The following is a 24,571-nucleotide window of genomic DNA, read 5'->3' as shown; positions in this document are numbered from 1 at the left end:
TATATCTAATATTTGTTTAATCTAATAAAAGAGGGGGAGTTACCAAGATGAGCAGAGAGTCGGATGTCATTGTCTATGTCGTATCAGATGCAGCTGGAGATACCGGGGAATATGTCGTACGTGCGGCACTTGCCCAGTTTCATCCTATTAATACCGATATCCGCAGAGCGCCTTTTGTAACAAATAAGGCTGTGTTAGAAGGAATAGCGGCGAAGGTGAAGCAGCTTGATGCGATTGTCATGTATACGCTGGTTATACCTGAGTTAAGGGAGCATATGCGTCTGCTTGCTGAACAATATGACATTCAAGCAATCGATCTATTGGGCTCCCTTATTGAAACACTTGAACAACGAACAGGCAGAAAATCACGTCAGGAACCAGGTCTTAATCATGTGCTCGATGCAGATTATTTCCGTAAAGTGGAGGCTGTGGAATTTGCAGTGCGCTATGATGATGCACGCGATCCTTCGGGGATTAAAAAAGCAGATATTGTATTAGTTGGTGTCTCTCGAACATCAAAAACACCGCTTTCCATGTATTTGGCACATCATAAATTTAAGGTTGCCAATGTTCCGCTTGTTCCTGAGATTAAAGTGCCTGATGAGCTGTTTCAAGTTCCTCGCTCCAAAATTATTGGACTGACGATTGAGCTAAATTATTTAAATGTGATCCGTAAAGAGCGTCTTAAGGCTCTTGGCTTGCCAGATACAGCATCATACGCAACTACAGAGCGTATTCAGGATGAGCTTAACTACGCTAATGCGATCATGGAAAAATTAAAGTGCACAGTAATAGATGTATCTCATCGAGCAGTCGAGGAAACAGCCAGCCTTATAATGGGTAAAATACGGCGAAACGGAAATCAATAGTAAAATAAACTCGCGAAATGGAATGGAACCAGAAATATTCTGCGTTATAAAGGATTTTTGCTTGATTTAGCGTATATAATACAAGAACACATAATATTCGGCTGGTGTAGGGGCTGTCACTGTGAGGTGTTAAGCTTTGAGAATTATTGTGGATGGCGATGCTTGTCCAGTTAAAACCGAAATCATTGAAACTGCTAAACGATTTTCAGTGCCGGTTTGTATGGTTGCATCATTTGATCATCGCCTGCCTGAAGTTGATGGAGTTGAAATGGTTCAGGTAGATCGCAGCAGTCAATCTGCAGATATGTTTATTGCGAATAAAGTGAAGGCTGGCGACGTGGTCATTACACAAGATTTTGGTTTAGCATGTTTAGCAATTGCAAAGCATGCGTATACCCTTTCTTTTCGTGGTGAAACTTATACTGAACATAATATTGATTATTTGTTGGAGCGCCGAGCGGAGTTTGCTAAACGCCGCAGACAAGGGATGCGCAGTAAAGGCCCGAGACCGCTTACAGATGAGGATCGCAAAAAATTTCAACAAAACCTGACAAAACTTTTAACAGAAAAGCAGGAAAAAAGTGAAGTTTAGCGAATATTACTAGAGCGCACATTTTGAAGGTGATGTGAAATGGCTGGTGAATTAATCCCAGATGAAGTAATTAATGCAGTCAGAAATCACCATGACATCGTAGAAGTAGTGGGTAAATATGTTCATCTGACAAAGCAAGGTAAATATATGAAGGGGTTATGCCCTTTTCATTCTGAAAAAACTCCTTCATTTACAGTTACACCTGAGCTGCAAATTTTTTATTGCTATGGATGCAGCAAAGGCGGTAACGTTATTCGATTCGTCGAAGAAATGGAGGGATATACTTTTCCCGAGGCTGTACGTGCGTTAGCGGAGGAAGCAGGTATTCCAGTCACCTGGATTTCTAATAGAAGTGGTTTCACACAAAATCCTGAGGATGATGCTCGCAGCAAATTGATCGAAGCACATGAGCTAGCTGTAAAGTTCTATCATTATATATTAAATAATACAGCACAAGGTGCCAGCGCAAAGCGCTACTTACTGGAGCGAGGTCTGACGGATAAGCTAATTGATCAGTTTATGATCGGTTATGCCCCAACTGATTGGGATGTGTTAGCTCGATTTTTAAACAATCGAGGATTTGACTACAAACTGTTAGAAAAGGGTGGCTTAATTTCACATAAATCTGACGGTGAGGGCTATTTTGATCGTTTTCGTAACCGCATAATGTTTCCGCTTTGGGACAGAAATGGTAAAGCGATTGCTTTTGCAGGGAGAAGCATTGGAGATGCCCAACCTAAGTATTTAAACTCTCCTGAAACGATGCTATTTACAAAAAGTAAGATGCTATATAATTTGAACTTAGCTCGACCTGCGATAAAAAAAGCGAAGCAGATTGTATTATTCGAAGGATATATGGATGTCATAAAGGCATGGTCGGCTGATGTGCAAAATGGAGTAGCAACGATGGGTACTGCGTTGACGGAAGAACATTGCTTAATGCTTAAACGTCATGGAGATGAAATTATTATTTGCTACGACGGAGACAGTGCGGGACAAGCTGCTGCCTACAAGGCAATTCCAATGCTAGAACAAGCAGGATTAAAAGTTTTGGTTGCGCTTCTTCCTAAAGGAATGGATCCAGATGAATATATTGAGCGTAATGGTGGACATGCGTTTCGCATGGAAATTATCGAGCAGGCGGTTTCACCTACAAAATTTAAGCTTATATATTTACGAAAAAACCATATACTTTCAAGAGAAGAAGGTCGAAATCAATACATTGTTGAGGCAGTAAAAATAGTTGCAGAGCTTGATTCATCTACGGAAAGAGAAATTTATCTTAAGGAATTAGCGAAGGAATTTGACATATCTTTAGACGCATTGAAGCAAGATTGTCATGAATTTCGCGTTCAAATGCAAAATTTCAAGCATCCAAGGGATAATAACGTAATTTCGTGGAATAATGGTAGGAATGAAAAACGGAAAAGAGAAGGAAGTTCAACAGTTCTACCAGCATATGTTAAAGCTGAGCGAATGCTATTGCATGTCATGATGAGGAATCGAGAGGTTGCGCTAGCAGTTTATGAAAAATTAGGTGATGCATTTAACGTTCCAAATCATGAAGCCGTTGCCGCGTATTTATATGCTTATTATTTTGCTGGTAACGATGCTGATGCAGCTCGTTTTGTTGAGACATTAAATGACCCAGAGCTTGAACGTACTGCCACTGAACTGCTTATGATGGATGGCGGATTTCCGTTTGATGAAGATATTATGACAGCTTGGATTACAGATATTCAAAAAGTTCCAAAGCTGCGTGAACTTAAAGAAAAGAAAGAAGAAGCTTTGCGTGCTGAACGCGCTGGTGATGCAATAACAGCGGCGTTGCTGCAGCAAGAGATTATTTCCCTAGAGCGTGAGCTGAAGCATGGATTTCAGTAAATATTCTAGGGAGGAGGGAGTCGCAAAATGGCGAATGATCAGCATACTGAATTAGATACTGAGCAAAAGTTGGATCTGGCGAAGGATCAACTAATTGAGCAAGGGAAAAAGAGATCTTCCCTTACTTATAAGGAAATTATGGAGAAGCTTTCTCCGTTTGACCAAGATCCTGAACAAATCGATGAGTTTTTCGAGCAGCTTGATGATTTAGGCATTGAAGTGCTGAACGAAAACGATGATGACCATCCACTTTCGCCTACAGGAGATGATCAGGAGCGAGATGGGGATGAGTTTAATTTTGATGATGATTTGGCGCTACCGCCAGGCATTAAAATTAACGATCCAGTTCGTATGTACTTAAAAGAAATTGGTCGCGTTCCTTTGTTATCTTCTGAGGACGAAATTGAACTGGCTATCCGCATCGAAAATGGCGACGAGGAAGCGAAAAAACGACTTGCAGAAGCAAACTTACGTCTTGTTGTAAGTATTGCGAAGCGCTATGTAGGTCGCGGAATGTTATTTCTTGATTTAATTCAAGAAGGTAATATGGGCTTGCTAAAGGCAGTGGAAAAGTTCGATTACCAAAAAGGATTTAAGTTTAGTACGTATGCAACTTGGTGGATTCGTCAAGCCATAACTCGAGCTATTGCTGACCAAGCGCGTACAATACGTATTCCTGTTCATATGGTTGAAACCATTAACAAATTGATTCGTGTTTCTCGTCAACTGCTTCAGGAGCTTGGGCGCGAACCGACACCTGAAGAAATTGCTGCTGAAATGGATCTAAGCACAGAAAAGGTTCGCGAGATAATGAAAATTGCGCAAGAACCAGTTTCGTTGGAAACTCCAATAGGTGAAGAAGATGACTCACATCTAGGGGATTTTATCGAGGATCAGGAAGCACTTGCTCCAGCCGATGCTGCTGCTTATGAATTGCTGAAAGAGCAGCTAGAGGATGTACTCGACACATTAACAGAGCGTGAAGAAAATGTTCTTCGTTTACGTTTTGGCTTAGATGATGGTCGTACTCGTACATTAGAAGAGGTTGGAAAGGTTTTCGGCGTAACACGCGAGCGTATACGTCAAATAGAAGCAAAAGCATTAAGAAAGCTTCGTCATCCAAGTAGAAGTAAACGTCTGAAAGATTTTCTTGAATAAGCGGTATATTGATGACCTTTCTGCATTGCAGTAAAGGTCATTTTTATCAATACAAACCTCCAATAGAAAGGAACAGGTCTATGAAGGCAGAGCGAAGAACAATTATCGTTCGCGAAATAGAACATTGGCGTAGGTCAAAGCTGCTACCTGATCAATATTGCGACTTTCTACTTAATTTATATGCAGATCCTATAATCGCACCTAAGTCAGAGGATGAGCAGCCAAAGCATCTAGTTGGTAAAGCAATTTATGCAGTTTCAAAAGCAACAGGCAAACAATGGTTTATGACGATTGGACTATTTACAATCATTTCATTTATTGTTCTTTATTTTAGCGTTTTTCATCCTGTATTGCAAATTTCGATCATACTACTTGGAACACTTGTTTTGCTCTGGTATGGTGAAAAGATTCGTAAAAAAAATCCACCTGTTGGTTTTGTTGGAATTTTTCTCGGACACTTAGTTTTGCTGTATGGCGGTCTTACTTTAATATCCCAGTATGAATTATCGGAATGGTATTGGAGCTTCGCATTAATTTTATTATGTTCAATCTTTTGGATAGTTTATGGAATAAAGAGTCAGCTTGGCATTTTGCACTTAGTTGGCTGGGTGGCGTTTTTAATTGGGTATGCAATGCTTCTGCATCATTTAACGAGCGGGCAAGAGTGGTATGAAATACAGCTTTACTGGCTACCGCTTTCTATTCTTTTCTTCTGGATAAGTTGGTTTATTCATCGTTGGTTTAAGCCTGTTTCTGCAATTTTATTTCTTGTTGGGATAATTATTTGGTTTATGCCGGAATGTTTTCAATATGTCTTTATTGGAGAACAAAGCTTTTTGCAGCTTCAACTTATTTGTAAAGTTGTAGTAGGAAGTTTATTATTATTTGTATTGAGAAAAAAATGGATGGTGTGGGTAATCTAATGATTCAGCTTTCAAAACGGCTTCAAGCGGTAGCAGATTACATAAAAAAGGGAAATTCATTAGCCGATATTGGTTCCGATCACGCTTTACTTCCTATCTATGCTGTGCAAAGTGGGAAAGTATCACGAGCAATTGCAGGAGAGTTGAATAAAGGTCCTTGGCAAGCTGCTTGTAATGGTGTAGCAAATGCCAACCTTTCCTCGCAGATTGAGGTGCGTCAAGGAGACGGCTTAATGGTGTTAAACCCTTTTGAGGCGGAGACCATAACGATATGCGGAATGGGAGGCTCTCTCATTTCCTCGATTTTGCAAAGAGGATTTGAACAAGGAAAACTTGAAGGAGTGCAACAGCTAATTTTGCAGCCGAATGTTGGAGAAGATTATGTCAGAGAATGGTTGCTCCAGCACGATTGGCTGCTTCAAGATGAGTCCATCCTAGAGGAAGATGGAAAAATTTACGAAATTCTTCATGCAATAAAGGCGAGTGATGCGAAAGAAGCTAATGAGCGTCTTTATGAAGGAGAAGGCCTGCTGCCATATCCAGCACCGATTAATCGAGCGATTTTGCTTCGTATGGGGCCTCATTTGTTGCGAAAAAGAGATGAGGTTCTTAAAAGAAAATGGACAGCAGAGCTGGAAAAGCTTGAGCATATTATTTCCTCATTGTCACAGTCCGATTTAGACAGCGCAAAAGCTAAACTACTAACTGTCAAACAGGATCAAAGGCTAATAACGGAGGTTCTACAATGGCTATTCACGGTCAAACTTTAATTCAATATATGGAGCAGCTAGCTCCAAAATATTATGCAGTAGAAAATGATCGAATTGGTCTTCAGCTTGGCACGTTAAATAAAAAAGTGGAACGTGTGCTTATTACGTTAGATGTAACACTTGATGTTGTACAGGAAGCGATCGATAAAAATGTTGATTTAATCATTGCTCATCATGCGATTATTTTTCGACCTATCGGCAGCATTGATACTTCGACGCCAGCAGGTAAACTTTATGAGCAGCTAATTAAGCATGATATTGCCGTCTATATTTCACATACAAACTTAGATGTAGCGATTGGCGGAGTAAATGATTTATTAGCTGACCTTGCTGGTATGGAAAAAGAAAATCGTAAGTTACTGGAAACTACATATGTCGATGGATTAAGCAAACTGGTAGTTTATGTGCCTGAGTCGGCGATTGATGCTGTTTCTCAAGCTGCTTGGCGGGCTGGTGCAGGGCATATCGGCAATTACAGCCATTGCAGCTTCCAAAGTAATGGAACAGGAACGTTTATGGCAGAGGAAGGAGCAAACCCATATGTAGGCGAGCAACATAAATTGCATCGTGAGCCAGAAATTCGCTTTGAGTGTATCGTGCCAAACAGCTTGCAGCGTAAAGTAGTAAGCAGTGTTATTAAAGCTCATCCTTATGAGGAAGTTGCCTATGACTTGTTGCCATTGCAACAAAGCGGTACAGCATACGGTTTAGGTCGAGTTGGTAAGCTAAGCAACGGAACGACGACACTGCGTGAGCTTGCAGAAAAACTCAAAGTAGCATATGATGTGCCAGCCTTACGTGTAGTCGGCAATTTGGATACACCAATTACAAAAATTGCGATTTTAGGTGGCATGGGAGCTAAATATGTGCGATCAGCTAAATTTGCAGGTGCAGATGTCCTAATTACAGGAGATATCGATTTCCATACTGCACAGGATGCTTTAGCTGATGGAATGTGTATTATCGATCCTGGGCATCATATAGAGAAAGTCATGATTCAAGGCGTACAAAAGTGGCTGCAGAACAAATGCGCTTCAGAACGCGCAGACGTAACAATCCTTGCCTCCGAAGTTCACACAGAACCTTTTATTTTTCTGTAGGGCGATGCCTAACAGATTTGAAGCATCAATTTCATACATCACCAACAACAAGCTGCGCTTGCATTCGCAGCTTGTTGTTTTTTAGTCTCCAGAGTAAGAGCAACCAAAAGCACCGGAGGAGAAAAATGAAATAACGATCATTCTAAATTTTACTATTGAGTTATTACGTAAACGTGGTATACTGTACTTTGCATCGGAAAGTTTGACAGACAATCGCTGGCAGCCTTGATGCTGCGAGAGGAAAGTCCGGGCTCCACAAGGCAGGATGCTGGATAACGTCCAGTCGGCGCGAGCCGAAGGAAAGTGCCACAGAAATGGACCGCCGATGGCTGAGCAATCAGCACAGGCAAGGGTGGAACCGTGGTGTAAGAGACCACGAGTGGCGTAGGTGACTACGTTGCTGGTAAACCCCATCTGGAGCAAAACCGAGAGAACAACGCAGTGTAAGCTGCAACCTTAGCCTGAGGTTTGTTCGGGTGAGTTGCTTGAGCTATATAGTAATATATAGCCTAGATAGATGATTGTCGCTCAAAGTGGGAGGGTCGTTCCCGTTATCACCACAACGAGTACAGAACCCGGCTTATGGCAAACTTTCCGCACGGGCATTTAATATTTTAATTGTTGATAGCCGCTAAGCAATTAGCGGCTATATTTATTTGGTAAAGGCATTTATTTTAAATTTATTGTATTTCTAAGCAATTGAATCTCCATTGATGGATAGGGGGCGGGAGAGTTATGAAAAATCTTATGTTGATTAACGGAACAATGGGCGTAGGGAAGAGCACAGTCAGTAATGAGCTGAAAAAGATATTACCCAATTTCGTTTTTCTGGATGGAGATTGGTGCTGGGACATGTCCCCATTTGTTGTAACCGAAGAAACAAAAACGATGGTGTTAAACAATATTACATATCTGTTGAACAACTTCATCGCGTGCTCAGCATTTCAAAATATTATTTTTTGCTGGGTAATGCATGAGCAAAGTATACTCGATGATATTTTATTACGACTTAATCAAACGAATTGTACCGTCTACAAATTTTCGCTTATTTGCTCAGAGCAAGCCCTAATATCTCGCTTAACGGGTGATATTGAACAGGGGCTAAGAAATCAAGACATTATAGAACGAAGTGTTCCGCGATTAAAGAGCTACGTTGAAATGGACACGATGAAAATAGATGTAAGTGATATTTCAGCAAAAGACGCAGCAAAAATTATCGCAAATCAAATTAAGACCGATTAGAAGAAAACTAGACAAATAAAAGATAAGTAGAGCGATGATTTTATCGCTATGAGAAAGATGATAAATAAAAGGGATAACTAACTGAACTAAGCAAGCAGAACAGTTAATTATCCCTTATTCATTAGAGTAATTTAATTGCAATAAGTGCTAATTGCTTGTTATTTAAGATCAAAACGATCTGCATTCATAATTTTTTCCCAAGCTTTTACAAAGTCTCGTACAAATTTTTCTTTATTATCATTCTGAGCATAAACTTCAGCAATCGCACGAAGCTGAGAGTTTGATCCAAATACAAGATCAACAACGGTTGCAGTATGGAGAACTTGCCCAGTTTTCCGATCACGACCCTCGTACACGCCATTTTCTGCAGGAGACCAGGCAATGTTCATATCGAGCAGGTTAACAAAGAAATCATTAGTTAATACACCTACACGATCGGTAAATACCCCGTGTTTTGCTCCGCCGTAGTTTGCTCCAAGAACGCGCAATCCGCCAATTAGCACAGTCATTTCTGGTGCAGACAGATTTAATAATTGTGCTTTATCAATTAATAGTTCGGCTGGATTAATACCATAGTCTTGCTTCAAGTAGTTTCGGAAACCGTCAGCAACTGGTTCAAGTACAGCAAAGCTATTAGGATCAGTTTGCTCCTGTGTCGCATCACCGCGACCTGGAGAAAAAGAAACTTTAATATTAAAACCAGCTTCCTTCACAGCCTGTTCGACAGCGGCACTGCCACCAAGTACAATGAGATCAGCAAGGCTTACAGGCTTGCCAAAATCGTCTTGAATTCCTTTTAAGATAGCCAATACTTTTTGAAGTTGTTGAGGTTGGTTAACCTCCCAATCTTTCTGCGGAGCTAGAGCTATTCGCGCACCGTTAGCACCGCCGCGTTTATCTGAATTGCGATAAGTACTTGCTGCTGCCCAAGCTGTATAGACGAGCTCACTAATTGTTAAACCAGAATCAAGAATTGCTGTTTTTAGCTCTTCAATTTCAGCTTCCGTAGGAATATATTGTGCAGGCGGTATTGGATCTTGCCATATAAACTGTTCTTCAGGTACTTCAGGACCCAAATAACGGCTGCGCGGTCCCATATCACGATGAGTAAGTTTAAACCAAGCACGTGCAAAAGCGTCAGCAAACTCTTCAGGATTTTCGTAGTAACGACGTGAAATTTTTTCGTAAACCGGATCATAACGCAATGCCATATCTGCAGTCGTCATAATAGTGGTAACACGCTTTGATGAATCCTCAGGATCAGGAGCTAGATGCTCTTCAGATGGGTTAATTGGAGTCCATTGATAAGCTCCAGCTGGGCTCTTTGTTAATTGCCATTCATATTGAAATAACAGCTCAAAATAGCCATTATCCCATTGAGTTGGATTGGCCGTCCAAGCGCCTTCAATTCCGCTTGAAATCGCATCGCGTCCCTTACCAGAACCATAACTACTAATCCAGCCTAACCCCATCGCTTCAACAGGAGCCCCTTCTGGCTCAGGTCCAACAAGTGCTGCGTCACCGGCTCCATGCGCTTTACCAAAGGTATGACCTCCAGCAACAAGCGCTACTGTTTCTTCATCGTTCATTCCCATACGAGAGAATGTCTCACGAATATCACGTGCGCTGGCAACTGGATCAGGGTTGCCATTTGGTCCTTCAGGGTTTACATAAATAAGACCCATTTGAACTGCAGCTAGAGGATTTTCCAGGTCGCGATCGCCAGTATAGCGATTATCGCCAAGCCATTCTTTTTCAGCACCCCAGTAAATATCTTCTTCTGGATGCCATACGTCTTCACGGCCTCCGCCAAAGCCAATCGTTTTGCCGCCCATCGATTCAATTGCGACATTGCCTGCTAGTATAAATAAATCTGCCCAAGAAATTTTGTTGCCGTATTTTTTCTTAATCGGCCAAAGAAGTCTTCGAGCTTTATCAAGATTGGCATTATCCGGCCAACTATTTAGCGGAGCAAAACGTTGTGAGCCGCTGCCGCCGCCGCCACGTCCATCACCAATGCGGTATGTACCTGCAGAATGCCACGCCATCCGAATCATAAGTGGACCGTAATGCCCATAGTCTGCAGGCCACCAATCTTGACTAGTTGTCATTAGTTCTTTTAAGTCTTGTTTGAGAGCAAAATAGTCTAATTTTTTAAACTCTTCTGAATAATCAAAATCTACTTCCATAGGGTTTGATTTTCTGTCATGCTGGTGCAAAATGCTTAAATTCAGCCCATTTGGCCACCAATCTTTATTCGTGGTAGCAATTGATTTGTAGCTGGTTACACTGCCGTGCATCACTGGACATTTTCCTAAAGAGGTTGAGGTTTGTTTGTCCATAAAATCATCTCCCTTCAATTAAAAGAAGTAGCAAATAATAATTGCTCTAATCTTTTTATAAATCTAAATCAGTTAGAAATCAATGAAAGATTACAACATTCATCTAAACTTCACATTATTTGTAATTTAATGAAAAATTAATGAAATTAATTTTCTTGCTTAAGAACATAATGCTCGCATATAAGTTTCAATTGGATGAAATGACGAAAAGAGAATGAATTGAATGCGTAAATTGAAAACGATATATAAGCAATATGTAAGATGAAATTTATGCAGCTAGACCGAGCTTTAGACTACTAATTAATGGAAAGCTGTGCAAAACAGAAAAAAGAGACTGTTATTTGACAGCCTCTTAATTCTTTACTATTTATTGCTTAATGATTTTGTCTAGCTTATTTTTCACTTTTTGCGGATAAGATTGCAAAGTTCCTGTGTAGCTAGCAGCTGTAGCCAAAGCTTTTTGGACATTAATCTCGCCATAACCGTAATATGGGTCGTAACCTTCTTCACCGAGATCAGTTGCTGTTTGTCGCATAATATCCATTACCTCTACATTTGTGAGTGCCGGATTGATTGAGCGGATTAATCCAGCAAGTGCAGCGACATGCGGTGCAGCCATCGAGGTGCCGGAAAGCGCGGCATATTGTCCGCCAATGTAGGTGCTGGCGATCGAATCCCCAGGAGCAACAACATCGATATAATCTCCGTAATTGGAGAAAGCTGCCCGTTGCTGAGCACTAGTTGTAGCTCCCACAGCAAAAACCTCTGGATATGCAGCAGGGTAACCAGGCCGATTTGTATTATCATTACCTGTTGCTGCGATTAATACTACATCACGCTCATAAGCATACTTAATTGCTTCATGCAGAAAATCTGCAGAGGCATAATTGCCTAGACTCATATTAATGACTTTAGCTCCGTTATCGGTAGCCCATATTATTCCTTGGGCAACGCTGTAGGTTGAACCTGCCCCCGTACTATTAAGAACTTTTACAGGCATTAAGGAATTATACCACGATATTCCTGCAATCCCCTCGTAATTATCAGCAGTTGCGCCAATTATCCCTGCTACATGCGTGCCATGTCCCAGATCGTCATTGGCATTGCTGGAGCTATCGTTTACATTAAAACCAGTCATAAGCCGATTTTGCAAATCAGGATGATTTGACTGGACGCCTGAATCAAGTATCGCGATAATGACATCTTCGCTTCCTTTACTAAGCTTCCAGCCACTATCTGCTTGAATATTTTTTATATTCCATTGGTAGCGAGAATATAAAGAGTCATTAGGAATAATCGTTGTTGTTTCCGTTTCATCATTGGTTAAATAAATATAGTGTGGCTCAATAAACGATATTGGCCAGTTTTCTCGAAAATAAGCAATCAATTGCTCTGTAGGGACTGAGCCAGATACGAATATATAGGTGCTGTTCATTTGCTTAACACTTATACAATCGATATCTTTTTTTAACTGAGCCATTTGTTCATCCGTTAGCGGCTGACTGAATTGCACAACGACTTCGCGTTCATAGTAGTGACTGGCATTGCCGTTATCTTCTCCTGTAACTACTGTCGTATCAACGGTAGAATTTGGTTTAACGGACTCGACTTTCATCGTACCTTCACTTGGGTAAGGAACTAAGCGAAGATTTTTCCGTTGATGGTCCTCAACCTGAGATAGGATTGAGTTTTTCACTACTGCAGTTACTTTTACATCATTATTACCAATACGAGATAGAACGCGATATAGCTGGCGGTCATCCCCATAAAATAAGTCAGAGCTATATGAACTGCCCGGAACGTAATATCGACCTGCTTCCTTCATATATGCTTTCGCTTCATTACTGTTGGAAGCAGGGTAATTTCCGCTTTGAATTTTTGCTTTATCGTATTCCCATTTTAGATAAACATAGTGCGGATGTTCAGCTTGCAACTGTTTAATATAAGCAGAAGCCTTTTTTGCATTCTGGCAATTGATTAGCTTGTTTAGATCATTTTCAATTTCAGCAAGTATAAGTCGCTCACTATTATTAACATCCTTTTGCAAAATACTAAGCTTTTGCTCCTTCTCTAAATTGGCACTAAGCGTATCATGAATTGTCGTGGGAGGAAGTTTAGCGATATTTGGATCTTGCTCCTGCACCTGATTGCGATCAGGATTATATGCTAGAAGCAATAACAGAATTGCGGCTGCTGCACCAATTGGGACAAGCCATTTTTTTCGTCTCATTTTTACACACTCCTATTTCCTAAAGCCTCTGTCTTATAAAATAAGTTAAGCTGCAGTTTCGCAAGCCAAATTCTTCAGTTTATTTTTCGTAATTGTATGCAAAATATACAGGATTGTAGGAGAAGGAGTACCTTTTTACGTAAAATTATGATAGGATAGTATTGAATAGTTATTGGTTTGGAAAATGAAAGGGGATCTACCAACATGCCATCGACTGATGTGAAGTCGCTAAGTGAAGCATCACGTGAGAAGCTAAAACAAGCGATTGACATTTTGGAATCATTTTTAAATTCACACTCTTTGGACACACTTATTAGTGAGGAGAAAAAGGAAGAAGAGGAGCAATTTTATAAAGGATTTTTATCCGATCTAAGACATCTATTGGTGTTCTGTGAAGTTTCCTATGAAAAACTTGGAGTATTGTTAAGAAGACCAAACTTTGATCATGATTTTGCTGAACGTGCTCTTTACGAGGTATATCACAATTGTGTCAACGCATTCTTTTATCCGAAAAATGAATGTTATTCCGAAGATGGTCGTTATGCTTATACTGGACAGGATGCCATCCGTTTCCGCTATAAGCCAAAACGTGACGCAAGAAATGTAATTATGAATGTTACGAAATTTTTTGAAGAGCTTCGCGATGAATTGGCATATTATGAAAGTGACTATATGACTCAACGACGTATGATGGGAAAAAAATAACGAGTATAGATCGCCTCGTTATCAGGGAAACCTGATGATGGAGGTGATTTTTTATGCCTAAAGGCGTAGCTTGTTCTGTATCTAACTGTCATTTTTGGGCTGAAAATAACAAATGTATTGCTCCTGAAATTCAAATCGATCTTGATGCCCATTCCCGCCAGTTTGGCAGCAAGCATAATGACACTGAGTTTGCCACAGATTATGCTTATGCTCCTCACAAGGATACCGCTAAAAAATCTGCGGAGACATGTTGCTTGACCTTTGTAGCAAAGAATAAGGAGCGATAAAAGATGGGCAAGCATAATTCGTTCTCTAGAGGCAATAAGGTATATCGCAAAGCGCCAGTAATTCATAAATCAATGCTCCCGCATGATGATACAGCGGTTTTACAGCATGAGCCGCTTCCACCGCTCGAAAGAGGTGGAGTCTATACCGAAATGGGTGCAGATTTAACTTATGAAGAACGGCATGCGAGTCATAGCCAGCGCTTAAGTAACTTCGGAGAGAACCAAGCGCAAGGAACTGGAATAGTGAGCTGGTATGTCGGAATTTTAGCGTTAGTTGTATCAATTGTAGCGCTATTTGTTTGGCCTTTTTGGACTGGGTTATCAGGTTTAATTTTATCTTATTCAGCTTATCGGCAAGGTACCCGTAAAATTGCCATTGTTTCTGCAGTATTATCATTAATTGCGATTATTGGCTCAATTGTTGGTTATTTCTCTAGACTTTAATAGCAAAAAGCCCATCTCGAAAAGTAAATCGAGATGGGTTTTTATTTTTTCTATCCAGACTTGGACAATTGTACTATAATGTCATCAGGAAAGGATGATGACATGAAAACTCTATGGAAAAAAAGCGTAATTTTATCGATGGTGTTCGTATTACTCATTGCAATTACACCATTAACAGTGAATGTTGAAGCTGCAACAACACATCATTGGAAGCATTATAACAATGGTGTAGATCTAATGAAAAAAGGGAAGTATAAAGAAGCTATTGTGCAATTTCAAGAAGCAGTAAAGCAAGAGCCGAAAAATGCAAGTTATTTGCGTAAGCTTGCTGAAGCATACGAGAAAAATGAACAGTTTCAAAAAGCGGCTGATACGTATTATGCTGAAGCAGCGATCCATTATGAGCTTGGCTTGAAAAGCGGAGATTTGAATACATATTACGCAGTAATGTCAATGGCTGATGCATTAAATACGGAAATTGAACTTTATATTGAAGACGATGTACCGCTAGTTCAAGCTACAACTGGCTTAGCTAAATTTGAACCAGAAAACGGAATGTATATTGGAGCTTATATCGAGAAAGATAGCGGAGTTGAAAGTAAACGAGGAGAGAAGTTTGCAGCATTTAATCAATTAACAGGAAAACAGCATGCAATCTACTTTAATTATCATCGTTATGGAGCTGATTTCCCGTATATTTGGGCGTCCCAAGTAAAAGCTGCCGGCGGAGCAATTCATCTTGCGTTGCAGCCAGATGGCGGCTTGCAAGAGGTTAAAGACAATGAATATTTACGTAAATTTGCACGTGACGCGCAGGCAGCGGGCGTACCGATCTTTCTTCGCTTTGCTTCAGAAATGAACGGAAGCTGGGTTAAGTGGAATGGAAATCCTGAACTGTATAAAGAGAAGTTTCGCTTAGTTGCTAAAATTATGAAAGAAGAAGCTCCGAATGTAGCAATGGTTTGGTCGCCAGCAGCTAATCCTAAGCAGTACATTAACGATTATTATCCTGGTGACGATTATGTTGATTGGGTAGGCTTAAGTATTTATAGCGTTAAATATTTTAACGGCGATGTGAATAATCCCGCTGATCATGTTAATCCATTGTACTCATTAGATTATGTATATGAGCAGTATTCGGATCGCAAACCAATTATGGTCAGCGAATATGGTGCAACTCATTTTAGTAAGGCTGGCAACACTTCAGCAGTTAATTTTGCGATTACAAAAATGAATATGATGTATCATGGGGCAAAATTAAAATATCCAAGGCTGAAAAATATTAACTGGTTTAGTTTAAATACGTTAACCGATTCCCATAGTGCCGATCGCGCTTTGAACAATTTCAGTCTTACGGAAAACAGCTCTGTATTAAATGCATATAGCTCAATGATTAAAGATCCGTATTATTTAAGCAACGTTGCGCAGTTGTCAGCGAGCCGAAGTTCAGTTAAGCAAAGTATTGCTCAGTTAGCTGATCAAGCGGTGCGCGGTAAAAATTCAAAAGTTATCGCTTGGGTAAAAACATATGACCCGTACATCGGTAAAGTTGTATTTTCAATTGATGGCAAGCAAGTTGCTGAACGTAAGCAATATCCTTATCAATTTACAGTTGATACTTCGCAATATAAGCTAGGCAATCATAAACTTACAGTTACGGTATATGACTCTAAAGGACGAGTTGCTTCAACAAAGCAAACTACTCTAAAAATCGGTGCAGAGGTAACAGGTCTTGAGAGCAATCAGCTTGTAATGCATCTTAATGAAAAATATGTCTATACTGCAGGCGGCAAGCTGGAACTGGCAGCAGCTCCATTCTCAGAGCAAGGCAGAACGCTTGTCCCATTACGCTTTATTAGCACTGAGCTAGGCGCTGATGTAAAATGGAATAGTTCTAATAAAACGATTACGATAAAAGGCGCTTCAACGATTGTGTTAACTGAGGGCAGTAAAACAGTTACTGTAAATGGCGTGAAAAGTCAGCTAGAGGTAGCGCCAGTTACAGTGAAAGGAACAACCTTTGTGCCGCTTCGCTTTGTTAATGATAAGCTTGGCGGTAAAGTAAGCTACGATTCAACTAAGGGCAGCATTACAATTACAAAGTAAATTAGAAAATATGCAGTACTTATCTATTTTTGATGAGTGAACCAGCAAGGGCTATGCAATTCAGAGGATGAATAAGCATAGCCTTTGCTTATTGATATTTACTGTGTAGTAGAATTAAGAAATGGATGATATTTGGGATTAAGACGTTAATTAAGCAAAGCATAGCTTGTGAAAGTAGTGGCTTAGAGCAAGTTCGTGATAGAATATAGAAAAGGATACTTACTTCGGAGGAATGATCGATGATAATAGATTTACAGCAAATTGTTTGGGAACGAGATGATCGTACAATATTAAATAATGTTAGCTGGCAGGTAAAGAGGGGGCAGCATTGGTGCTTACTTGGGCTAAATGGTTCAGGGAAAACAACTTTATTAAATATGGTAAATGGTTATCAATGGCCAACTAGAGGCACCATTAGCGTACTTGGTCATCAGTTTGGTACATATGATTTAAGAGAATTACGTAAGGAAATCGGCTGGGTGAGTACATCTTTACAGCAAATGCTTTATGGAAACGATACTGCATTAAATATTGTTTTAAGCGGACGTTCTGCTTCAATTGGCATATATGATATACCGAGCGAGGAAGAACGTGAGCAGGCTTACTCCATTATGCGTACATTGCGTTGTGAGCAATTAGCAGATCGTAAATACCAAACACTGTCTCAAGGAGAAAAGCAACGCGTCTTAATTGGGCGAGCGCTTATGAACAAGCCTAAGCTGCTAATTTTAGACGAACCATGCACAGGTCTTGATCTTATCGCTAGAGAGCAGTTGCTAGAACGTATTGCGAGTCTTTCTGAGCAAGAAGATTGTCCAACGATGATATATGTTACGCATCATGTTGAAGAAATATTACCTTGTTTTACACATACGCTCTTGCTAAAAAACGGTGAGGTCTTTGCTCAAGGAGAAACGGAGCAAATGCTGACTGGAGAGCGGATGAGTGCTTTTTTTGAAGCGCGAATTCAGTTAGAAAAGGAGAACGAACGATTTTGGCTAACGATCAAGCAGCAATAAATGAAAATGTAAATGAGCCTAGTCCTAATCCCAACTTTAAGCAAAAACTTAGAGCTTGGCTAAAGCGACGCTACCAAACGGCGATTCAATTACCTAGTAAAAGCAATCAAGCTGCAATAGCTATCTTTTATATGGGGTTATGTGTAGAGATCGCCCTTACCATTCCGGGAATACCGACAGGGATAGGGATATGGTTTGATTATATTGTATTTGGATTAGGTTATTTACTTGCTGCAGCAATTGTTTATGGCTTATTAATATTCGTACTTTCTTTCTTTTATTTGAAATATGTTGCCGGTTGGCTTAGCGGAGCAATAGGAATCGCTGTACAGAGCTATTTAATTTTGCAAAAAAGCAATTGGGGCTGGAAAGCTGCTAGCATAATGTCTGGTATTATTTTAGGAATACTTATTCTAATTGCCTTGTTAGTTGCTTATTTATATGCTTATAAAAATAAGTCTCCGCGTTCTGTCATTACAACATTAGCTTCTTTAGTGTTGTTAGTCGTCCTTGGTTTAACTGGTAAAGCATATTGGAATAAAGTACAGCAGCAAAACTATCTTGCCCAATACTCTGAGCTGCTGCTGCAGGACAAAGTGGTGCAAAACAGTGACGAGGATAAGCAAGCTTTAGTTAAGGATTCATCAGACGGTTCAAATTTATCGTCGCAAGGTAATGATAAGCAGGATGGAGAAATAACAGGCGAAGCGGGTCAACAACAAGCGGATACGCTAAAGCTGCAAAGCTTAAATGAAAATTTAGCCGAGCAAGGTGAATATAGCTTTAAACATTATAGGTACAGTGCTAATGAAGTTTGGCTTAATGATGAGGATGCATCAACGCTATATTTTTCTCCTACGAATGGTGAGACTTTGTTAAAGGATTGGTCTTGGACCAAGGAACTTGTATGGGGGTTTACTGAAAAGGAAATTCCTATAAAGGGGCAATTATGGGTACCTGATGGAGAAGGACCATTTCCGATTGTTTTTATTATGCATGGTAACCACATAAGCGAGGAGGATTCCTCAGATGGCTACGGCTACTTAGGAGAGTTGCTTGCATCACATGGAATGATTGTCAGCTCGATCGACGCAAACTTTTTGAACTATTCCGTATGGTCTGGCATTGTAGATGATGATCAATTGCTAAGATCATGGCTTATGCTTGCCCATGTTGCAAAATTGTATGATGAAGCAGCTGACATTGTTCCTATCGATTGGAATAATGTTGCTTTAATTGGTCATTCACGAGGTGGTCAGGCGGCTTCGATGGCTGTAGATGCAAAGAGATGGATCCCTGATGAGCCTGTAGTAGATATACTAAATAAAGTAAATATTAAAGCCGTTGTTGCAATTGCTCCGACAGATTACGCAGTTGATGGAAAGCTGGCGAATTTATACAATATTAACTATTTAACATTACACGGCACGATGGATTCAGATTTGACGGAATCCTTTGGTGAAAGACAATATGAACGAACAAAGTTCACTGAAAATGGACATTTCAAAGCTACAGTCGAGTTATATCACGCCAATCACGGGCAATTTAACACAGTGTGGGGAAAATACGATGAGCAATTTCCTGGTGCACTTGTATTAAATACTGCACAGTTAATGAAAGGCGAGGATCAGAGACTAGCGGCTAAGCTGTTCATTCATAGCTTTTTGCAGGCCAGCTTTACTGGTGAATCGCGTTATGAGGCAGTATTTCAGGATTTTAGAACGATTGGCGAATATTTACCGTTGACTGGTTATGTCAGTCGCTATCATAGCTCGAATACTAAGTTATGGTATGATTTTGAAGGCGCAACGCAAGCAGAGGAGCTTATTGCATCAGATGAAGAAATGCGCATCAAAACAATAGATTTAAAAGGGCGAAGCGGAGGGGATAAAAAAAATCGCGTGCTTGCTGTAACATGGCAGCAGCCTAACAGCGTATTACAATTCCCGCTAGATTCTAAGTTAATTAATCGCCAGCAATCACGGATTGGTGCAATTGTCATTTCTCTTGCTCGAGCTGAATCATTATATCTTGATGCTGAAGAGGAAATGAATGAAGAGGTTGCTTTAGTTAGTGAAAGAGATGAGGAAAACCCTGTAATTGATATTGAAAATATTGCCAATACTGCTTCATCTGAATTACTAAACAAAGGAACTAATAAAACGCTTAAAGAATCCCCCGAACAATCCTCTTTGGCAGCGACAAGCAAAGATACGCAAGGGGAAAAGCAAAATGACGATGAGCAAGAGGCTGCAAAGGAAGATGAACCATACAGAGGATTACAGCTTATGATTGAGCTGAAGGCAAAGCAATGGGGGACAGAAATTATCGATCTTGAATCCTATTTTCATATTTTACAGCCAGCCGCGCATGATTTTACGAAAATAAAATGGCTGGAGGAGAACATAAAAAAAGGTAAATATGATGTTGAAATTGAACCTTTGCTACAAACCTATGTTATTCCGATATCGCTAATTGAGCAGCAGTCTCCACGAGATGGCTCGCTGTTTACGACAGATTTGGAATCTCTCTCGCTTATATTCAAGGGGGAACAGGGAAGTTTAATTATAGACGCAGTCGGATTTATAACAGAAGGAGGCACTTATGTCGAATATCGCAGATGATTATGAATTAGAGGAACAACGGGTAAAAGAAGTAACTGAGTTAATTAGACATCGTTTAGATAAATTAACAGATGAAACTGGGGATTTAAAGTCTGAAATCGTAGATATTAAACGGAATTTCTGGGATGACGTTACCGTCAATTTCGAGGACGCAGTTGAAACTGCAGAAACGTATGCCAGTATGAAGCAACAAGCAGAACTATTATCTGAGCGTGAACGAAGCGAGCGGGTAAGACAAAATGAAATCAAGCTATTACAAAAGTTAGAGATGAGCCCTTATTTTGGACGAATCGATGTAACTTTGGAGGGAGGAGACAGTGAAACGATCTATCTTGGGGTTGGTTCACTGCTTGACGATTCCAATGAAAACTATCTTATCTATGACTGGCGGGCGCCAATTTCTAGTGTCTATTATGATTATGGCCCGGGACCAATCACTTATAACACACCGAACGGTACAATCAATGGGGAAATGACGCTAAAGCGTCAATATATTATTCGTTACGGGAATTTATTAAGCATGTTCGATACAGGGGTAACGATCGGTGATGAAATATTGCAGGATGTGCTTGGTAAACACTCCGATGCACAAATGAAAAGCATTGTTGCTACAATTCAACAGGAGCAAAATGCGATTATTCGTAATGAAAAAGCAAAGCTGCTTGTTGTTCAAGGAGCGGCTGGCAGCGGAAAAACTTCTGCTGTGTTGCAACGAGTTGCTTACTTGCTCTATCGCTTTAGAGATGTGCTTACTGCTGAGCAAATTGTATTATTTTCTCCGAACCCAATGTTTAACAGCTATGTCTCGACAGTGCTGCCAGAGCTTGGCGAGCAAAATATGCAGCAAACTACATATGGAGAATATTTAGAGCATCGACTCGGTAAAAGTTTTCAGCTTGAGGATCAATTCCAGCAGCTTGAATATTGTTTGACTGCTTACGACGATCCGCAATATGAAAATAAGATCGAAAGCATTAAGCTAAAAGGCACTACGAACTTTATGGACTTTATTGATGAATATATAAGCCAGCTTGCAGAAGCGGGAATGTGCTTTAAGTCCATTACATTCCGTGGTAAAGTGCTGATTTCAAAAGATGAAATTCATGAAATGTTTTATAGTCTTGATGCTTCTTTAAGCATTCCGCTTCGTTTACAGGAGCTTACAAGACAACTGCTAAAAATGCTTACTGCCCTAAGTAAAGAAGAGCAAAATGAGGCTTGGGTAGATGAAGAAATTGAGTTGTTAGACAAGGAACGTTATGTTGAAGCATATTATGAGCTTAGGAAAAAAAATCACTTTCACGAAAATTCATTTAATGATTTTGAGACTGAACGCAACTTGCTAGCTGCTCGTGTTGTGCAAGAAAAATTTAAAAAGCTGCGCCGTAAAGTAAAGCTCCTTAAGTATGTCGATACAACACAAATTTATTGCGGGTTATTCCAGAGGGGTACTGCTCCTGCAAATTGTGATCGCTGGGAACAGATAGCGGCATTAACGATCGAGGCTTTAATGAATAAGCAAATGCCATATGAGGATGCTACGCCATATCTCTATCTCAAAGAACGATTGGAAGGCTTCCATACTAACACTTCCGTTAAACATGTCATTATTGATGAAGGACAGGATTACTCGCCATTTCAGTTGCATTATTTAAAACGAATTTTTCCGCGCAGTCGAATGACTATTGTTGGCGATATTAATCAATCAATTTTTGTTCATGCCAGCTTGCAGGAAAATCCTAGTCTTTACGAGAATATATATAACAAGGAAGAGATAGAACGTATAACATTGCATCGTAGCTATCGTTCCACAAAAGAAATTGTCGAGTTTACCGCAAAAATGATTGAAGGTGGCGAGCAAATTATTCCGTTCAATCGCCATGGCAAGCAGCCTGTCGTAACCATTCTAGCATCTGATGATGAGTACGATAATCAAGTAGATGACATTTTGCATCAATGGCTTAGAGAAGGGTATACGTCGATTGCAATCATTTGTAAAACTGCAAAAGAAAGCAAAGCGGTTTACCAACGCTTTGTACAGCGCTGGATAGCACTTCGTCTAATTACCCAAGAAACAGCTACGTTTGAGCCAGGAATCATGGTTATTCCCGCTTATTTGGCCAAGGGTGTTGAATTTGATGCGGTGTTAATTTATAACGCGAGCTCTCACAATTACCATTTGGAAAGTGAACGAAAACTGTTCTACACAGCATGTACACGAGCAATGCATGAGCTTCATTTGCTGACAGTTGGTGAGCCTAGTCCGTTCTTAAATAGTTAATCGGTCCTTACGGGATAAGTCGTTTTATGCTGGATATGGCAACTAACTTCACGTCAGTATGACTTCGCGGAGGTGAAGTGATGAAGAAATCGTATTGGGGTATTAAGCAAGAGGACTTATTCCTCTTTAATTGTGGTTCATCACATCACAGCTATCGGTTTATGGGGGCCCATCCTATACAATGGCTTGGCAAGTCAGGTGTACGCTTTGCGGTATGGGCGCCTCATGCCAAGGCGGTGTCTGTTGTTGGTGATTTTATCGGTTGGGATACTGCCGGCGCAGCCTTGCAGCGTGCAGGCGAAACCGGTGTATTTGTAGGATTTATAGAAGGTATTGGTCAAGGGGAGTTATATAAGTATAGGATTACTACACAGGACGACGAAGTAATCTTAAAAAGTGATCCTTATGCATTTTATAGTGAACTAAGGCCGAATACCGCCTCTATCGTGTATGGTCTATCCAAGTTCAAATGGACTGACCAAAAATGGTATAACAGCCTGAAAAAATATCGTTCTTACGAGCGACCGCTGCTTATTTATGAAGTACATGCAGGCTCTTGGAAAATAAAAGGAAAAGAAGATTATTATACATATGCAGAGCTAGCGGATATGCTTATCCCTTATGTTGTGGAATGGGGCTACACTCATATTGAGTTTTTGCCATTAATGGAGCATCCGCTAGATCAATCTTGGGGCTATCAGGTTACGGGCTTCTACAGTCCGACAAGCCGCTATGGTTCACCAGATCAGTTGAAAGCATTTATTAATGAATGTCATCGTAACGGAATCGGAGTCATTCTTGATTGGGTTCCAGGACATTTTTGCAAAGATGCTCACGGGCTGCGGCGATTTGATGGTAGTCCAATTTTTGAAGGAGCAGATTGGAAACGAGCAGAGCTGCCATTATGGGGTACGCTCAGCTTTGACTATAGTATTAGTGAGGTACAAAGCTTTCTTATTTCAAACGCAATTTACTGGATTGATCAATTTCATTTCGACGGCCTGCGCGTCGATGCAGTTGCGACAATGATTGATCTTCATATGGACAAACCGCCTGAGCTGCATACGTTAAATGCTGAAGGCGGACATCTCAATTTAAACGCAATTGCCTTCTTAAAGAAATTAAATGAAACAGTGTTTCATTATTACCCTAATTTGCTAATGCTTGCAGAGGATTCCTCGGCATATGCATCAGTTACGAAGCCGACCTATATGGGGGGTCTTGGCTTTAATTACAAATGGAATATGGGCTGGATGAACGATACACTTCGCTACTTAGCCTTATCTCCGGCTGACCGCACCCATCATCATCACTTAATTACTTTTTCATTATGGTATGCTTTTTCAGAAAACTTCGTACTTCCCTTGTCTCATGACGAGGTTGTTCATGGTAAACGTTCTCTGCTGAATAAAATGTGGGGCAGCTATGAGCAAAAATTTGCCCAACTTCGCATGTTTTACGGTTATTGGATGACCCATCCGGGTAAAAAACTGCTATTTATGGGCGGAGAATGGGGACAATTTGACGAGTGGAAGGATCAAGAAATGTTGGATTGGGTTGTCCTCCAATATGACTCTCACCAAAAAATGCACCAATTTGTAAAAAAGCTTAATCATATTTACCTCAATCAACCCATATTATGGGAAAATGATTTTCACCCAGAAACCTTTCAATGGATCGACGTTAATAATAACGAACAATCGCAAATCTCATTTATCCGCAGAAGTGCTTCGGGCATGTTGCTTATAGTCATTAATTTTTCCTGGAATCATTATCGTCATTATCGTATTGGAGTGCCCAAACAAGGTATTTACTCACTCATTTTGCATAGCAATGAGGTTGAACATGGTGGCACAACCACCGTTGTGACACGGGAATATCATAGTGAGGAGATACCGTTTCATGGACAAAACTATAGTATCTCCATAGAGCTTCCACCGTTCACCTTTATGTTATTTTCCTTCGCCGAAGGAGATCAATCAACTGGGGGATGAT

The 24,571-nt window shown here is 40.3% G+C and carries 18 protein-coding genes and 1 other RNA gene; 17 read left to right on the top strand and 2 right to left on the bottom strand.

From position 1 onward, the window contains the following. Positions 1-47 precede the first annotated feature (47 nt). The 9 genes from AC2TDL_RS01230 to AC2TDL_RS01190 all read left to right on the top strand — a co-directional run bounded on the left by AC2TDL_RS01230 (position 48) and on the right by AC2TDL_RS01190 (position 8,538). On the top strand, positions 48-869 hold the full coding sequence (locus AC2TDL_RS01230) for a pyruvate, water dikinase regulatory protein (protein ID WP_484698207.1): 822 nt from the start codon (positions 48-50) through the stop codon (positions 867-869). Between the two features lie 136 nt (positions 870-1,005). Then, entirely contained in the window at positions 1,006-1,461 is a 456-nt protein-coding gene (locus AC2TDL_RS01225) for a YaiI/YqxD family protein (RefSeq protein WP_484698206.1), read from the top strand. A 39-nt stretch (positions 1,462-1,500) separates the two neighbouring features. After that, entirely contained in the window at positions 1,501-3,345 is a 1,845-nt protein-coding gene (gene dnaG, locus AC2TDL_RS01220) for a DNA primase (protein ID WP_484698205.1), read from the top strand. Between the two features lie 27 nt (positions 3,346-3,372). Further along, positions 3,373-4,503, top strand: a complete 1,131-nt coding sequence (rpoD, locus tag AC2TDL_RS01215) for an RNA polymerase sigma factor RpoD (RefSeq protein ID WP_484698203.1) — start codon at positions 3,373-3,375, stop codon at positions 4,501-4,503. An 80-nt stretch (positions 4,504-4,583) separates the two neighbouring features. Beyond that, a complete protein-coding gene (locus AC2TDL_RS01210; protein ID WP_484698202.1) occupies positions 4,584-5,426 on the top strand; it encodes a hypothetical protein in 843 nt (280 codons plus the stop codon). Continuing rightward, positions 5,426-6,196: a tRNA (adenine(22)-N(1))-methyltransferase gene (locus AC2TDL_RS01205; RefSeq protein WP_484698200.1), complete on the top strand. Its 771-nt coding sequence runs from the start codon at positions 5,426-5,428 to the stop codon at positions 6,194-6,196. The genes AC2TDL_RS01210 and AC2TDL_RS01205 overlap by 1 nt, the downstream gene beginning before the upstream one ends. Further along, positions 6,172-7,296 carry a Nif3-like dinuclear metal center hexameric protein gene (locus tag AC2TDL_RS01200; RefSeq protein ID WP_484698198.1) on the top strand — a complete coding sequence of 375 codons (1,125 nt, stop codon included), beginning with the start codon at positions 6,172-6,174 and terminating at the stop codon, positions 7,294-7,296. The genes AC2TDL_RS01205 and AC2TDL_RS01200 overlap by 25 nt, the downstream gene beginning before the upstream one ends. Before the next feature lie 197 nt (positions 7,297-7,493). Then, an RNA gene (gene rnpB / locus AC2TDL_RS01195) (RNase P RNA component class A) lies at positions 7,494-7,894 on the top strand. 137 nt (positions 7,895-8,031) lie between these two features. Further along, positions 8,032-8,538 carry an AAA family ATPase gene (locus tag AC2TDL_RS01190; RefSeq protein ID WP_484698196.1) on the top strand — a complete coding sequence of 169 codons (507 nt, stop codon included), beginning with the start codon at positions 8,032-8,034 and terminating at the stop codon, positions 8,536-8,538. A 158-nt stretch (positions 8,539-8,696) separates the two neighbouring features. Here AC2TDL_RS01190 and katG read toward each other — a convergent pair whose 3' ends face one another. Both katG and AC2TDL_RS01180 read right to left on the bottom strand, forming a co-directional pair. Beyond that, positions 8,697-10,880, bottom strand: coding sequence for a catalase/peroxidase HPI (gene katG / locus AC2TDL_RS01185; RefSeq protein ID WP_484698194.1), 2,184 nt, complete (start codon positions 10,878-10,880; stop codon positions 8,697-8,699). A gap of 367 nt (positions 10,881-11,247) precedes the next feature. Beyond that, complete coding sequence (locus AC2TDL_RS01180; protein WP_484698193.1) at positions 11,248-13,110, bottom strand: S8 family peptidase; 1,863 nt, start codon at positions 13,108-13,110, stop codon at positions 11,248-11,250. Positions 13,111-13,314: 204 nt separating this feature from the next. Here AC2TDL_RS01180 and AC2TDL_RS01175 point away from each other — a divergent pair, with 204 nt between their 5' ends. The 8 genes from AC2TDL_RS01175 (at position 13,315) to glgB (ending at position 24,570) form a co-directional block, all read left to right on the top strand. Then, entirely contained in the window at positions 13,315-13,815 is a 501-nt protein-coding gene (locus AC2TDL_RS01175; protein ID WP_484698192.1) for a YpuI family protein, read from the top strand. A gap of 53 nt (positions 13,816-13,868) precedes the next feature. Further along, positions 13,869-14,102, top strand: coding sequence for a DUF1540 domain-containing protein (locus AC2TDL_RS01170; RefSeq protein WP_484698191.1), 234 nt, complete (start codon positions 13,869-13,871; stop codon positions 14,100-14,102). A gap of 3 nt (positions 14,103-14,105) precedes the next feature. Beyond that, a complete protein-coding gene (locus AC2TDL_RS01165) occupies positions 14,106-14,546 on the top strand; it encodes a hypothetical protein (protein ID WP_484698190.1) in 441 nt (146 codons plus the stop codon). Between the two features lie 102 nt (positions 14,547-14,648). Beyond that, a complete protein-coding gene (locus AC2TDL_RS01160) occupies positions 14,649-16,652 on the top strand; it encodes a stalk domain-containing protein (protein WP_484698189.1) in 2,004 nt (667 codons plus the stop codon). A gap of 239 nt (positions 16,653-16,891) precedes the next feature. Next, positions 16,892-17,671 (top strand): ABC transporter ATP-binding protein, encoded by a 780-nt coding sequence (locus AC2TDL_RS01155; RefSeq protein WP_484698187.1) that lies wholly within the window; start codon positions 16,892-16,894, stop codon positions 17,669-17,671. Next, positions 17,647-20,295, top strand: a complete 2,649-nt coding sequence (locus tag AC2TDL_RS01150) for an alpha/beta hydrolase (RefSeq protein ID WP_484698186.1) — start codon at positions 17,647-17,649, stop codon at positions 20,293-20,295. Before AC2TDL_RS01155 ends, AC2TDL_RS01150 begins: the two co-directional genes overlap by 25 nt. Continuing rightward, the gene (gene helD, locus AC2TDL_RS01145) at positions 20,276-22,576 is read left to right on the top strand and encodes an RNA polymerase recycling motor HelD (RefSeq protein WP_484698185.1); all 2,301 of its coding nucleotides are present in this window, start codon (positions 20,276-20,278) and stop codon (positions 22,574-22,576) included. The genes AC2TDL_RS01150 and helD overlap by 20 nt, the downstream gene beginning before the upstream one ends. 80 nt (positions 22,577-22,656) lie before the next feature. After that, complete coding sequence (gene glgB, locus AC2TDL_RS01140; RefSeq protein WP_484698184.1) at positions 22,657-24,570, top strand: 1,4-alpha-glucan branching protein GlgB; 1,914 nt, start codon at positions 22,657-22,659, stop codon at positions 24,568-24,570. Position 24,571: the final 1 nt, after the last annotated feature.

The sequence above is a fragment of the Paenibacillus sp. plas6 genome (genome assembly GCF_057221655.1).
The sequence above is the reverse complement of the archived record's forward strand: the minus strand, read 5'-3'. Positions and strand labels throughout refer to the sequence as shown.

Excerpts from the sequence above, each read along its gene's own strand:
- glgB (WP_484698184.1), top strand. The coding sequence starts at position 22,657 with ATGAAGAAATCGTATTGGGGTATTAAGCAAGAGGACTTATTCCTCTTT.
- dnaG (WP_484698205.1), top strand. The coding sequence starts at position 1,501 with ATGGCTGGTGAATTAATCCCAGATGAAGTAATTAATGCAGTCAGAAAT.
- AC2TDL_RS01190 (WP_484698196.1), top strand. The coding sequence starts at position 8,032 with ATGAAAAATCTTATGTTGATTAACGGAACAATGGGCGTAGGGAAGAGC.
- AC2TDL_RS01230 (WP_484698207.1), top strand. The coding sequence starts at position 48 with ATGAGCAGAGAGTCGGATGTCATTGTCTATGTCGTATCAGATGCAGCT.
- AC2TDL_RS01210 (WP_484698202.1), top strand. The coding sequence starts at position 4,584 with ATGAAGGCAGAGCGAAGAACAATTATCGTTCGCGAAATAGAACATTGG.
- katG (WP_484698194.1), bottom strand. The coding sequence starts at position 10,880 with ATGGACAAACAAACCTCAACCTCTTTAGGAAAATGTCCAGTGATGCAC.
- helD (WP_484698185.1), top strand. The coding sequence starts at position 20,276 with ATGTCGAATATCGCAGATGATTATGAATTAGAGGAACAACGGGTAAAA.
- AC2TDL_RS01200 (WP_484698198.1), top strand. The coding sequence starts at position 6,172 with ATGGCTATTCACGGTCAAACTTTAATTCAATATATGGAGCAGCTAGCT.
- AC2TDL_RS01155 (WP_484698187.1), top strand. The coding sequence starts at position 16,892 with ATGATAATAGATTTACAGCAAATTGTTTGGGAACGAGATGATCGTACA.
- AC2TDL_RS01160 (WP_484698189.1), top strand. The coding sequence starts at position 14,649 with ATGAAAACTCTATGGAAAAAAAGCGTAATTTTATCGATGGTGTTCGTA.
- AC2TDL_RS01180 (WP_484698193.1), bottom strand. The coding sequence starts at position 13,110 with ATGAGACGAAAAAAATGGCTTGTCCCAATTGGTGCAGCAGCCGCAATT.
- AC2TDL_RS01170 (WP_484698191.1), top strand. The coding sequence starts at position 13,869 with ATGCCTAAAGGCGTAGCTTGTTCTGTATCTAACTGTCATTTTTGGGCT.
- AC2TDL_RS01165 (WP_484698190.1), top strand. The coding sequence starts at position 14,106 with ATGGGCAAGCATAATTCGTTCTCTAGAGGCAATAAGGTATATCGCAAA.
- AC2TDL_RS01205 (WP_484698200.1), top strand. The coding sequence starts at position 5,426 with ATGATTCAGCTTTCAAAACGGCTTCAAGCGGTAGCAGATTACATAAAA.
- rpoD (WP_484698203.1), top strand. The coding sequence starts at position 3,373 with ATGGCGAATGATCAGCATACTGAATTAGATACTGAGCAAAAGTTGGAT.
- AC2TDL_RS01175 (WP_484698192.1), top strand. The coding sequence starts at position 13,315 with ATGCCATCGACTGATGTGAAGTCGCTAAGTGAAGCATCACGTGAGAAG.